General features: G+C 69.5%; 8 protein-coding genes. All 8 read right to left on the reverse strand.

Annotated elements, in window-relative coordinates; all coding sequences use genetic code 11:
- Positions 1 to 27 precede the first annotated feature (27 nt).
- The gene (locus CSIV_RS03765) at positions 28 to 1,494 is read right to left on the reverse strand and encodes a glutamate synthase subunit beta (protein ID WP_077050074.1); all 1,467 of its coding nucleotides are present in this window, start codon (positions 1,492 to 1,494) and stop codon (positions 28 to 30) included.
- The gene (gltB, locus tag CSIV_RS03770; protein WP_077050075.1) at positions 1,487 to 6,064 is read right to left on the reverse strand and encodes a glutamate synthase large subunit; all 4,578 of its coding nucleotides are present in this window, start codon (positions 6,062 to 6,064) and stop codon (positions 1,487 to 1,489) included. The genes CSIV_RS03765 and gltB overlap by 8 nt, the downstream gene beginning before the upstream one ends.
- Before the next feature lie 52 nt (positions 6,065 to 6,116).
- On the reverse strand, positions 6,117 to 7,121 hold the full coding sequence (gene lgt, locus CSIV_RS03775; protein ID WP_077050076.1) for a prolipoprotein diacylglyceryl transferase: 1,005 nt from the start codon (positions 7,119 to 7,121) through the stop codon (positions 6,117 to 6,119).
- A gap of 10 nt (positions 7,122 to 7,131) precedes the next feature.
- On the reverse strand, positions 7,132 to 7,923 hold the full coding sequence (gene trpA / locus CSIV_RS03780) for a tryptophan synthase subunit alpha (protein WP_077050077.1): 792 nt from the start codon (positions 7,921 to 7,923) through the stop codon (positions 7,132 to 7,134).
- Positions 7,920 to 9,245 (reverse strand): tryptophan synthase subunit beta, encoded by a 1,326-nt coding sequence (gene trpB / locus CSIV_RS03785; protein WP_238592330.1) that lies wholly within the window; start codon positions 9,243 to 9,245, stop codon positions 7,920 to 7,922. The genes trpA and trpB overlap by 4 nt, the downstream gene beginning before the upstream one ends.
- Positions 9,246 to 9,250: 5 nt before the next feature.
- Positions 9,251 to 10,027 (reverse strand): indole-3-glycerol phosphate synthase TrpC, encoded by a 777-nt coding sequence (gene trpC / locus CSIV_RS03790; RefSeq protein WP_077050079.1) that lies wholly within the window; start codon positions 10,025 to 10,027, stop codon positions 9,251 to 9,253.
- Between the two features lie 2 nt (positions 10,028 to 10,029).
- A complete protein-coding gene (locus CSIV_RS03795; protein ID WP_077050080.1) occupies positions 10,030 to 10,260 on the reverse strand; it encodes a DUF6704 family protein in 231 nt (76 codons plus the stop codon).
- 114 nt (positions 10,261 to 10,374) lie between these two features.
- On the reverse strand, positions 10,375 to 12,567 hold the full coding sequence (locus tag CSIV_RS03800) for a hypothetical protein (protein WP_077050081.1): 2,193 nt from the start codon (positions 12,565 to 12,567) through the stop codon (positions 10,375 to 10,377).
- Positions 12,568 to 12,750 lie beyond the last annotated feature (183 nt).

Consider the following 12,750-nt stretch of genomic DNA (forward strand, 5'->3'; position numbering starts at 1 on the left):
GGAAGTGGCCGATCGGCCCTTGCCAGCTTAGGCGGGCAAGAGGCCGATGGCGACATCGGTCGGGCGTACGGGTGCCGGGAGCACCGTCTCGCCCATGAGGAACGTGTCGACCTCGGCGGCCGCGGCACGGCCCTCGGCGATCGCCCACACGATCAGCGACTGTCCGCGCCCGGCGTCACCGGCCACGAACACGCCGGGGGCGGTCGTGGCGTAGGTGGCGTCGCGCTCGACGTTCCCGCGCGAGGTGAACTGCGCACCCAGCTGCTGCTCGAGGTACTCGCGCTCGGGGCCGGTGAAGCCCATCGCGATGAGCACCAGGTCGGCGGGGATCTCACGCTCGGTGCCGCTCTTGGGCACGCGGCGTCCGTCGACGTACTCGGTCTCGGCGACGCGCAGAGCGCGCACCTCGCCCGCCCCGTTGCCGAGGAACTCGACCGTCGAGGCGAGGAACGTGCGCTCCCCGCCCTCTTCGTGGGCGGAGGCCATCTCGAACAGGTTCGGCATCATCGGCCACGGCTGGTCCATCGGACGCTCGGTGGGCGGCTGCTTGCCGATCGCGAGGTTGGTGACGCTGAGCGCCCCCTGACGGTGCGCCGTGCCGATGCAGTCGGCGCCGGTGTCGCCGCCGCCGATCACGACGACGTGCTTGCCGTGCGCGGTGATCTGCTGCGGGACCTGGTCGCCCGCGACGGCCTTGTTGCCCTCGACGAGGTACTCCATCGCGAAGTGCACGCCGTCGAGGTCGCGACCCGGGATCGCCAGGTCACGCGGGACGGTCGAGCCGGTGGCCACCACGACGGCGTCGTAGCGGGCACGGAGGTCGCTCCACGAGATGTCGGTGCCGATCTCGACGCCCGCGCGGAAGCGCGTGCCCTCCGCCTGCATCTGACGCAGGCGCAGCTCGAGATGGCGCTTCTCCATCTTGAAGTCTGGGATGCCGTAGCGCAGGAGTCCGCCGATGCGGTCATCGCGCTCGTACACGGCGACCGTGTGGCCGGCCCGGGTGAGCTGCTGAGCGGCCGCGAGGCCGGCGGGACCCGATCCGACGACGGCGACCGTCTTCCCGGTGAGGCGCTCCGGCGGCTCAGGCTCGACCCAGCCGTTCGAGAACGCCTCGTCGATGATCGAGACCTCGACCTGCTTGATGGTCACCGCGGGCTGGTTGATGCCCAGCACGCACGAGCTCTCGCACGGCGCGGGGCAGAGGCGCCCCGTGAACTCCGGGAAGTTGTTCGTCGCGTGCAGGCGCTCGATCGCCGAGCGGCCCTCGCCGCGCCACGTGAGGTCGTTCCACTCCGGGATGAGGTTCCCGAGCGGGCAGCCCTGGTGACAGAACGGGATGCCGCAGTCCATGCAGCGCCCGGCCTGGCGGCGCACGACGGCCGGGTCACCCGGCTCGTACACCTCTTTCCAGTCCATGATCCGCACGGGGACGGGACGACGCGGCGGAAGCTCCCGCTGCGTGGTCTTCAGAAAGCCCTTCGGGTCAGCCACCCGTCACCTCCAGAATGCGCGTCCAGACGACGTCGCCGTCGGGGTCGAGCCCCTCGGCGACAGCCTCCTGGCGGGTCTGCAGAACAGCGGCGTAGTCGCGCGGCAGCACCCGGACGAAGTTCCCCACCTCGGCGTCGAAGTCCGCGAGCAGACGACGGGCCAGCGTGGAGTCGGTCTCGGCGACGTGCTTCTCGAGCAGGTCGCGCAGGATCTCGGCATCCCCCGATCCGAGGGGACCGAGTTCGAGCTCACCGGATGCCACGGCCTCACGGTTCACCAGGTCGGTGTCGAGCTTGTAGACGTACGCCTGCCCGCCGGACATGCCGGCACCGAGGTTGCGGCCGGTCGCACCGAGGATCACGGCGAGACCACCGGTCATGTACTCCAGCGCGTGGTCGCCCACGCCCTCGACGACCGCGGTCGCACCGGAGTTGCGGACGAGGAACCGCTCCCCCACGACGCCGTTGAGGAACATCTGTCCTTGCGTGGCGCCGTACCCGATGACGTTTCCGGCGATGACGTTCTCGGACGCGTCGAACGTCGAGCCGCGCGGCGGACGCACGACGATCTTACCCCCGGAGAGACCCTTGCCGACGTAGTCGTTCGAGTCGCCCTCGAGGCGCAGCGTGATGCCCGAGGGCATGAACGCGCCGAAGGACTGCCCCGCGGACCCGGTCAGGCGGACGTCGATCGCGCCGTCGGTGAGACCGTGCTCGCCGTGCGCCTTGGTGACGTGGTGGCCGAGCATCGTCCCGACCGCGCGCGCGGTGTTGCGCACCGGCAGCTCGATCGTGATCCGACCGCCGTGTGCGACGACATCCTGCGCGCGCTCGATGAGCTGAACGTCGAAGTGCTCCTCGAGCTCGTGGTTCTGGTTGCGGCCGTGGCGACGCGGCTCGTCCTCGGCGAAGCGCGGGCCCTCGAGGATCGGGGCGAGGTTGAGACCCCGCGCCTTCCAGTGCTCCACGGCGCCGTTGACGTCGAGGAGTTCGGTGCGGCCGACGATCTCGTCGATCGAGCGGTAGCCGAGGGCGGCGAGGTACTCGCGCACCTCCTGCGCGATGAACTCCATGAAGTTCACGACGTACTCGGCCTTGCCGTTGAAGCGCTGGCGCAGGACCGGGTTCTGCGTCGCCACGCCCACGGGGCAGGTGTCGAGGTGGCACACGCGCATCATGATGCAGCCGGAGACGACGAGCGGCGCGGTCGCGAAACCGAACTCCTCGGCGCCCAGGAGTGCGCCAATGATCACGTCGCGACCGGTCTTCATCTGACCGTCGACCTGAACGACGACGCGGTCGCGCATGCCGTTGAGCATGAGCGTCTGCTGCGTCTCGGCCAGGCCCAGCTCCCACGGCGTGCCCGCGTGCTTGAGCGAGTTCATCGGGCTCGCACCCGTGCCGCCGTCCTGCCCGGAGACGAGGATGACGTCGCTCAGCGCCTTCGCCACACCCGCCGCGACCGCGCCGATGCCCGACTGGCTCACGAGCTTGGTGTGGATGCGAGCGGACGGGTTCGCGCGCTTCAGGTCGAAGATCAGCTGCTTGAGGTCTTCGATCGAGTAGATGTCGTGGTGCGGCGGCGGGGAGATGAGTCCGACGCCGGCCGTCGCGTGACGGGTGCGCGCGACCCACGGGTACACCTTGGTCGGCGGCAGCTGACCGCCCTCGCCGGGCTTGGCGCCCTGGGCGAGCTTGATCTGGATGTCGTCCGCCTCGGTGAGGTACAGGCTCGTGACACCGAATCGACCGGATGCCACCTGCTTGATGGCGCTGCGACGCTCGGGGTCGAGCAGACGATCGACGTCTTCGCCGCCCTCGCCGGTGTTCGACTTGCCGCCGATGCGGTTCATCGCGATGGCCAGGGTCTCGTGCGCCTCCTGGGAGATCGAGCCGTAGCTCATCGCTCCGGTCGAGAAGCGCTTCACGATCGACGACACCGACTCGACCTCGTCGATCGGCACGGGCGGCCGCTGGCCGGTGCGCAGCGAGAACAGGCCGCGCAGCGTCTTGAGCTCGTGGGCCTGGTCGTCGATGAGCTTGGTGTACTCGCGGAAGATGTCGTACCGGCGCTCGCGCGTGGCGTGCTGCAGACGGAACACCGTGTCCGGGTTGAACAGGTGCGGTGCGCCGTCGCGGCGCCACTGGTACTCGCCGCCGGTCCACAGACGTTCGTGGGCGCGGGCTGCGGCATCCTCGGGGTAGGCGTACTCGTGGCGCGCGGCGTTCTCGGCCGCGATGACGTCGAGTCCCACGCCGCCGAGCTTGGTCTCGGTGCCGGTGAAGTAGGCATCCACGAATTCGCGCGAGAGGCCGACGGCCTCGAACACCTGGGCGCCCGCGTACGACGACACGGTCGAGATGCCCATCTTCGACATGATCTTCAGAACGCCCTTGCCGAGCGCGTAGATCAGGTTCTTGACGGCCTTCTCGGGCGTGACGCCCGTGATGAAACCGGCGCGCACGAGGTATTCGACGGTCTCCATGGCCAGGTACGGGTTCACCGCCGAGGCGCCGTACCCGATCAGGGTCGCGATGTGGTGCACCTCGCGCACGTCACCGGCCTCGACCACGAGACCGACCTTCATGCGGGTCTCTTTGCGGATGAGGTGGTGGTGGACCGCGGCGAGCATGAGCAGCGACGGGATCGGCGCGAGGTCCTTGTTCGAGTCGCGGTCGCTGAGCACGATGAACTCGGCGCCGTCCTCGATCGCGTGGTCGACCTCGGAGCACATCTGCGCGATGCGCTTCTGCATGCCCTTGTGGCCGGCCTCGACGCGGTACAGGCCGCGGATCGTCACCGACGAACGTCCCGGCAGGGCGGTGTCGATGTGCTGGATCTTGGCGAGTTCGTCGTTGTCGATCACGGGGAAGTCGAGCGTCACGGTCCGCGTGTGCTCCGGACCCCAGTCGAGGAGGTTCCGCTCGGGTCCGAGACCCAGCGACAGCGACGTGACCACTTCTTCGCGGATCGAGTCCAGCGGCGGGTTCGTGACCTGTGCGAACTGCTGCGTGAAGTAGTCGAACAGCAGCCGCGGACGGTCGCTGAGCACCGCGACGGGGGCATCGCTGCCCATCGCACCGAGCGGCTCGGTGCCGTTCTGACCCATGGGGGTCAGCAGCAGGCGCACCTCTTCCTCGGTGTAACCGAAGGTGCGCTGACGACGCGTGATCGAGGCGATGGGGTGCACGATGTGCTCGCGCTCCGGGAGCTCGGACAGGCGCACGCGGCCGGCATCCAGCCACTCCTGCCACGGCTCGAGCGTCGCGAGCTGCTGCTTGATCTCCTCGTCCTCGACGATGCGGCGCTCCGCCGTGTCGACGAGGAACATGCGACCGGGCCGCAGGCGGCCGCGGCGCTTGATCCGCTCGGGCGCGAAGTCGAGCACGCCGGTCTCGGAACCGATCACCACGAGGCCGTCGGTCGTCTCGGTCCAGCGGCCGGGGCGCAGTCCGTTGCGGTCGAGCGTCGCACCGACGAGCGTGCCGTCGGTGAAGATGAGCGCGGCCGGACCGTCCCACGGCTCCATCTGCATCGAGTGGTAGTCGTAGAAGGCGCGCAGATCGGGGTCGATCGTGGCCTGCTTCTCGTACGCCTCGGGCACCATCATCATGATGGCGTGCGGCAGGCTGCGACCGGTGAGGGTCAGGAGCTCGAGAACCTCGTCGAAGGATGCCGAGTCGCTCGCGCCGTCGGTGCAGATGGGCAGCAGCGGGCGCACGTCGCCGATCAGCTCGGACTCCAGCTGCGACTGCCGCGCGCGCATCCAGTTGCGGTTGCCCTTGACCGTGTTGATCTCGCCGTTGTGCGCGAGCATCCGCAGCGGCTGCGCCAGCGGCCACGACGGGAACGTGTTCGTCGAGTAGCGGGAGTGCACGACGGCGAGCTCGGAGGCGAAGCGCTCGTCCTGCAGGTCGGGGTAGAACGGCTCGAGCTGCAGCGTCGTGACCATGCCCTTGTACCCGAGCGTGCGGCTGGACAGCGACACGAAGTACGCGTCGAGCTCGTGACGCGCGCGCTTGCGCAGCCGGTAGACGCGGCGGTCGAGCTCGATGCCTGACAGCGCGGCCTGATCGCCGACCGCCGGGTGCGACACGAACAGCTGCTCGAACGCGGGGCGCGCCTCGAAGGCGAGCTTGCCGAGGTTCTCGGGCTCGGTGGGGACCTCGCGCCAGCCGAGCACCGTCAGGTTCTCGGCCGCGGCGAGCTTCTCGATGCCGGCCTTCTGCGCTTCCCGCTCCTCGTGACCGAGCGGCAGGAAGACGAGACCCGCGGCGTACTCCCCCACCGGCGGCAGGTCGAAGTCGACGACCGCGCGCAGGAACGCGTCGGGCATCTGCGTCAGGATGCCCGCGCCGTCGCCGGTACCGGCATCCGATCCGATGGCACCGCGGTGCTCGAGGTTGCGCAGCGCCGTCAGCGCCAGGTCGATGATGTCGTGCCCGGGCTCACCGCGAAGGGTGGCGACCATCGCGAGGCCGCAGGCGTCCTTCTCGAATGCCGGGTCGTACATGCCCTGCCGGGCGGGGAAAGCGCCGCCGACGGCGCCGGAACGGGAGCTCGAAGCCATACCAACCGTCCTCACGTTGATGCTGCGAATGGGACGACGTCGGCCCAGGGAGTTACTTCGTGGCGGGGCTGCTTGTGGCGCTGGTGCCGACGGTGTCGTTCGTCGCGGGCGGCTCGCTCACGTCGACGAAGTCAGTGGGGTCGGTCGAGTCTACAGCCCCGGGAGCCTTGCTCTCGCGCCCCGGCTGGTACGGCGAGGGCTCGAGACCGTGGTGTCGGCGCGTCTGAACGATGAAGATGGCGATGCCGAGCAGGACGCCGAAGATCGCGGCCCAGACGTTGGTGCGCAGGCCCAGGATGATGTCGCTGGGGTCGATGCGGATGGATTCCCACACGATGCGGCCTGCGCTGTACCAGACGAGGTACACCGCGAACTGCTTGCCCCACTGCAGCGTGAAGCGCTTCCCGACCCACAGGATGACGGCTGCGCCCAGCAGGTTCCAGATGACCTCGTAGAGGAAAGTCGGCTGGAAAAGCGTGCCCTCTGGCAGTCCGACGGGGATCGCCGAGTTGGGGCGGGCGATCTCGAGACCCCACGGGAGGTCGGTCGGCTGGCCGAAGAGCTCCTGGTTGAACCAGTTGCCGAAGCGTCCCATCGCCTGCGCGATGATCAGGCCCGGCGCCAGCGCGTCCGCAAAGGTCCAGAACCGGATGCCGGTCCACTTGCAGCCGAGCCACGCGCCGAGGGCGCCGCCGATCAGGGCGCCGTAGATGGCGATGCCGCCCTCCCAGATCGCCCACACCGAACCGGGCTGGAACGGGTTCCAGGGGTTGGAGCCGGGGCCGAAGTAGAAGCCCAGGTGGGTCACGACGTGGTAGATCCGCGCGAAGACGATCGCGATCGGGACCGCCAGCAGGCAGATGTCGATGACGACCCACTTCTCGGCGCCGCGACGCGTCAGACGCGCGTTCGTGAGGAACACCGCCACGATGATGCCCGCGACGATGCACAGGGCATAGAAATGGATGCGCAGGGGTCCGAGGTCGATGTACGAGATCGAGGGGCTCGGGATGCTGGCGAGCACGCCGGAGGCGGCGCTCGAGAGGGCGAACGTCATGCAGACGAGTCTAAGCGCGCCGCGCCGTACCCTCCGACAGCTCTCGTGCGAGGCTCCGCAGGGCGTCGACGCCGCCGTCGCGCAGGGCCTTCACGAGAGCGGTGCCGACGATCGCGCCGTCCGCGTACTCGATCACGCCGGCGACCTGCTCGGCGTTGGAGATGCCGATCCCCACGCACGCGTGGGCGGCGCCGTGCGCGCGCAGACGCTCGACGAGGCCGCGGGCCGCGGCATCCAGCTGCGCCCGCTCCCCCGTGATGCCCATCGTGGACACGGTGTACACGAAGCCGGTCGAGGCGCGCACGATCATGTCGAGGCGCTCGTCGGTCGAGGTCGGGGCGGCGAGGAACACGCGGTCGAGGCCGGTGCGCTCGCTCACGGCGATCCAGGCGGAGGCGGCGTCGGGAGTGATGTCGGGCGTGATGAGGCCCGCGCCTCCCGCGGCGAGCAGGTCGTCGGCGTAGCGCTCGACGCCGTACTGCTCGACGAGGTTCCAGTACGTCATCACGAGCACCGGCACGTCGGTGCGCGCCGTGACCTCGCGGATGATCGTGAACAGGTCGCGCATGCGGAAGCCGTTGGCCAGAGCCGTCTGGGTGGCTTCCTGGATGACGAGGCCGTCCATGACGGGGTCGCTGTAGGGCGGTCCGAGCTCGATGACGTCCGCACCGGATTCGGCGAGGGCGACGATCGCCTCGATGCTCGTGGCGACGTCCGGGTAGCCCGCCGGAAGGTAGCCGACGAAGGCGCCGCGTCCGGCCGCGTGGGCGGCGTCGATCGCGGCCGAGACGCGCGAGGTCACAGCTCGACCCCCGCACCGCTGGCGGCGTCCGGAGCGGGCGTCACGTCCACCGGTGAACCGGGAGCGGATGCCACGGCCTCGGCGCCCGCGGTCTGGGCCGGGTGGCCCTCCGGGGCGGGCGCGTGCTCGGCGTCGTAGAGGTCGAAGTAGCGGGCGGCGGTGTCCATGTCCTTGTCGCCGCGACCGGAGAGGTTCACCGCGATGACGGCATCCGGGCCGAGCTCCTTGCCGATGCGGAGGGCACCGGCCAGGGCGTGGGCCGACTCGATCGCCGGGATGATCCCCTCGGTGCGCGAGAGCAGGCGCAGGGCCTGCATCGCCTCGTCGTCGGTCGCCGGGATGTACTGCGCGCGACCGATGTCCGCGAGCCACGCGTGCTCCGGACCGACGCCCGGGTAGTCCAGGCCCGCGGAGATCGAGTGGGACTCGGTGGTCTGGCCGTCCTCGTCCTGCAGCACGTACGTGCGGGCGCCATGCAGTACACCCGGCCGGCCGCGCTCGATCGAGGCCGCGTGCTTCGGGGTGTCGACACCGTCTCCGGCCGCCTCGACGCCGTAGAGCGCGACGCCCTCGTCATCCAGGAACGCGTCGAACATGCCGATCGCGTTCGATCCGCCGCCGACGCACGCGAACACGGCGTCCGGGAGGCGGCCGAGGCGCTCGAGGAACTCGGCGCGCGTCTCTTCGCCGATGATCTTCTGGAAGTCGCGCACCATCGCGGGGAACGGGTGGGGACCTGCGGCGGTGCCGAAGATGTAGTTCGTCGTCTCGACGGTCGAGACCCAGTCGCGGTAGGCCTCGTTGATCGCGTCCTTCAGGGTGCGCGAACCGGTCGTGACCGGCACGACCTCGGCACCGAGGAGGCGCATGCGGGCGACGTTGAGCGCCTGACGCTCGGTGTCGACTTCACCCATGTAGATGACGCAGTCGAGGCCGAACAGCGCCGCGGCGGTCGCGGTGGCGACGCCGTGCTGGCCGGCGCCGGTCTCGGCGATCACGCGCGTCTTGCCCAGGCGCTGGGTGAGCAGCGCCTGACCGAGGACGTTGTTGATCTTGTGCGAACCGGTGTGATTGAGGTCTTCGCGCTTGAGGAAGACGCGTGCGCCGCCCGCGTGCTCCGCGAACCGCGGCACCTCGGTGAGAACCGAAGGACGACCGGCGTAGTCGTGCAGGAGGGCTTTCAGTTCGGCGAGGAACGCGGGATCGGCCATCGCCGCCTCCCACACCTCGGTGAGCTCGTCGATCGCGGCGATCAGTGATTCGGGCATGTAGCGGCCGCCGAAGTCGCCGAAGAACGGCCCCTTCTGGTCGCGCAGGCTCACGGTGGTCATGCAGTCTCCTGGAGGAACGCGCGCAGGGTCGCGACGGGATCGCCGGTCACGAGCGCTTCGCCGACGAGCACGACGTCGGCGCCGGCGGCGCGGTAATGGGCCACGTCGGCGGGGGCGAGGACGGCCGACTCGGCGATCTTCACGGCATCCGCGGGGAAGCGGTCCGCCAACGAACCGAAGAGGTCGCGGTCGAGCTCGAAGGTCGACAGGTTCCGGGCGTTGACGCCGATGAGCTTCGCGCCGAGGTCCGCCGCCCGCTCCAGTTCGTCTGCCGAGTGCGTCTCGACGAGGGCCGTCATGCCGAGGTCGGTCGTGAGCGCGTAGAGCTCGGTCAGGGTCTTCTGATCGAGGGCGGCGACGATGAGCAGCACGAGATCGGCGCCGGAGGCACGGGCTTCGAGCACCTGGTACGGCGTCGCGAGGAAGTCCTTGCGGAGCACCGGAACGGACACGGCCGCGCGCACCGACTCGAGGTCGGCGAGGCTGCCCTTGAACTTCCGGCCCTCGGTCAGCACCGAGATGGCCGACGCGCCGCCCTCTTCGTACAGGCGCGCCTGGCGTGCGGGGTCCGGGATCGCCGCGAGGTCGCCGCGCGAAGGGCTCGCGCGCTTGACCTCGGCGATGATCTTCACCCGTTCGGCCGGGGCGAGCATCGCGAGCGCGTCGCGCGCGGGGGTCTGCGCGAGGGCGTCGCGCTCGACCTCGGCCACGGGCCGCGTCTCGGCGCGCCGTTCGGCGTCTTCTACCGCTCCGGCCGTCAGATCGGCCAGCACGGTCAGTGGGCCTTCGGGTTCGACTTCGCGCCGTTGGCGCCGTAGCCGGCCTTTGTCATCGCCCAGCCGACGATGGCGCCCACCAGAAGCAGACCCACCGAGGCCCAGACGAGGACCGGCATGTCGAACCAGAAGAACAGCGTGCCCAGCGTGATCGCGAGGAGGATGATGATCACGGCCGTCCAGGCGGCGGGCGAGTGTCCGTGGCCGGGATCGCCGATGGGGTTGCTCATGGATCTCCTTCGAGTCGCGCGCGGGCGCGGGGAACAGCGTGGGACCAGTCTATCGAAACGCGCGGGGGCGGCCGGTGCCGATGGCTCGACGTCGACCCATGGGCGGTCGCGCGCTCAGTTCGGGCTCGTGATGCCGCCGGTCGCGTACCGCACGACGAGGTTGGTGCCGGTGACGCTTCCGCCGTCGGCGACCTCGATGCCCTTCCAGGGGTACTGGTCCGGGCTGATCCCCGTGTGCTTATAGGGCTCGCCCCCGACGCTGTCGTCGAACAGGGACGTGAAGGTCACAGGGGAGGTCGCGTTGCCCTGAATCACGAGGGAACCACGGATCGTCCACCGAGCGTTGAATCGATTCTTGGTCACCGTCCCGGCCGGGGCCGTGACCGTCACGCCGGGGGCGACGGTGAGGGAATCGAAGACGAGCTGGGATCCCGAGGTCGGGAGGGTCCAGTTCTCGACCAGCGTTCCGCCGTAGCTGACGAAGCCCGCCGCACCGCCGACGACCATGTTGCTGGTGAACGTGCTCGGCCGCAGCTGGACGTCGGTGATCTGGAGGGCGAAGGCGTCGCTGTACCCCGTGATCTGGTTGCCGGTGACGACCATCTGCGGTGCTCCGGCGTTCTGCGAGGAGATCTCGATGCCGGATGCCGTGCTGTTCCCGGTGACGGTGACGGGGAACGCGAACGCGGGTCCGTCGGGGCGGTCGACGCGGACGCGACGGAGCGTGTTGTCGGCGATCGTCACGGCACCTCGTGCGCTGCTGGAGACGACGGCGGAGAGGTCGGACTCCGTCACCCGGATCGAGGCGGCTTGGTCGCCGGTCACACCCGGCGCGTAGGCGATGCGCGCCTGCTCCAGTGACAGATTTCCGCCGGCGGCAACGGTGATCCCGTTCCAGGTGACCTTGATTTCGTTCGGTCCGCCGTCGTCGATCGACGTGAACGTCACCGGCGTCCCGGTGGTGCCGTGAGCCACAAGACTGCCCGAGATGCTGAGCCCGGCATCTTCCTTGAACTTCACGGTTGCCGCGCCACCGACCGTGAGGGTCGCGCCCGACGTGACGCTGATCGGACTGCTGATCACGTACACCGTCGGAACGGTCGGGGTCCAGGCAGTGTCCGCAGTGATGTCGCTGGTGATCTGCACGACGGGCCTGGCCGGGACCGAGATCGGCTCGCTCGTCTTGGTCACGGAGGCATACCCCGCTTTGGCGGCGGTGACGGTGACGGTGAGGCTCGTTCCGGCATCCAGCTCACCGATCTGGTAGATCTTCCCGGTGGCGTTGGCGATCGCGGACCCGTTGCGCTTCCACTGGTAGGTGAATGAGTCGGGCGCGGGCGTCCACGTCCCTGTCGACGCGGTCACGGTCGCGCCGAGTTCCGGAGTGCCCGTGATACTCGGTGCGGAGGTCGTCGTGAACGGGCCCGGGGCGGGGACCCGCTCGGCGCTGGTCGTCGTGGTGGTCGCGTAGCCGGCCTTGGTCGCCGTGACACTGACCGTGATCCTTCTCCCGCTGTCGGCGGGTGCGAGCTGGTAGGTCCGCACGGTCGCGCCGGGGATCGCCTGTCCGTCGCGCTTCCATTGGAAGGTGAGCGCATCGGGCGACGGAACCCAGGTTCCGGTGGCGGCGCTGAGCGTCGATCCGACGATCGTCTTCCCGGAAACGGTGGGGGTCGGTGCGGTGGTGAAGGCGGCGACGACGGTCCGTCCGGTGCTCGTTCGGGTGACAGAGGTGTATCCGGACTTGCTGGCGGTCACGGTGACGGTGATCTTCTTGCCGACTTCGGCGGTCGTCAGAGTGTAGGTCTTCGCGGTCGCCCCGCTGATCGCGGCCCCGTTCTGGTTCCACTGGTAGCCGAAGGCGTCGGGAGTAGGGGTCCACGTGCCCGTGGCCGCGGTCAGGGTGGAACCCACCGAGATCGACCCCGTGAAAGTCGGGGTGGGCGCCACGGAGAAGACGCCGGAGACGGCGGTCCGACCCGTGCTCGTTCTGGCCGTCGTGGTGTAACCGGTCTTGCGGGCAGTGACGGTCACCGTGATCTTCTTGCCCACGTCGGCCGCGCTCAGCGTGAAGGTCTTCGCGGTGGCTGAGAGGATCGCCGCGCCGTTGCGGTTCCACTGGTAGGTGAAGGTGTCGGGGGTCGGTGTCCATGTCCCCGTGGCCGCGGTGAGCGTGGAACCCACCGAAATGGCTCCGCTGAACGTCGGGTTCGGCGCAGAAGTGAAGGCAGAGGCGGCGGTGGAGGCCGTGGATGCCGCCATCGCCGCGGGGGCGGCGCCGAGGCTCAGGACCGCGACGATCAGCATCGCGACCGACGATCGGAGAATGCCATGACGACGATCGATGCGAACTCGTCGTCGAACGTGTGGGCGCGCGCTCATGTGTCCCTCCCCCGGGGGCCCGTGCGCAGCGCACGGCTCGCGCGTCGCACAGAGAGCAGACAAGAAGGTGATGACCCTGCCCGCGGTCCCGAGGCTATCGGGCACAGC

It is taken from the genome of Microbacterium sp. CSI-V, assembly GCF_001984105.1.
Taxonomy (GTDB): domain Bacteria; phylum Actinomycetota; class Actinomycetes; order Actinomycetales; family Microbacteriaceae; genus Microbacterium.

What these genes read in the sequence shown, in the direction of transcription:
- gltB (WP_077050075.1), bottom strand. Translation starts at nt 6,064, where the DNA reads ATGGCTTCGAGCTCCCGTTCCGGCGCCGTCGGCGGCGCTTTCCCCGCC.
- lgt (WP_077050076.1), bottom strand. Translation starts at nt 7,121, where the DNA reads ATGACGTTCGCCCTCTCGAGCGCCGCCTCCGGCGTGCTCGCCAGCATC.
- CSIV_RS03795 (WP_077050080.1), bottom strand. Translation starts at nt 10,260, where the DNA reads ATGAGCAACCCCATCGGCGATCCCGGCCACGGACACTCGCCCGCCGCC.
- CSIV_RS03800 (WP_077050081.1), bottom strand. Translation starts at nt 12,567, where the DNA reads ATGCTGATCGTCGCGGTCCTGAGCCTCGGCGCCGCCCCCGCGGCGATG.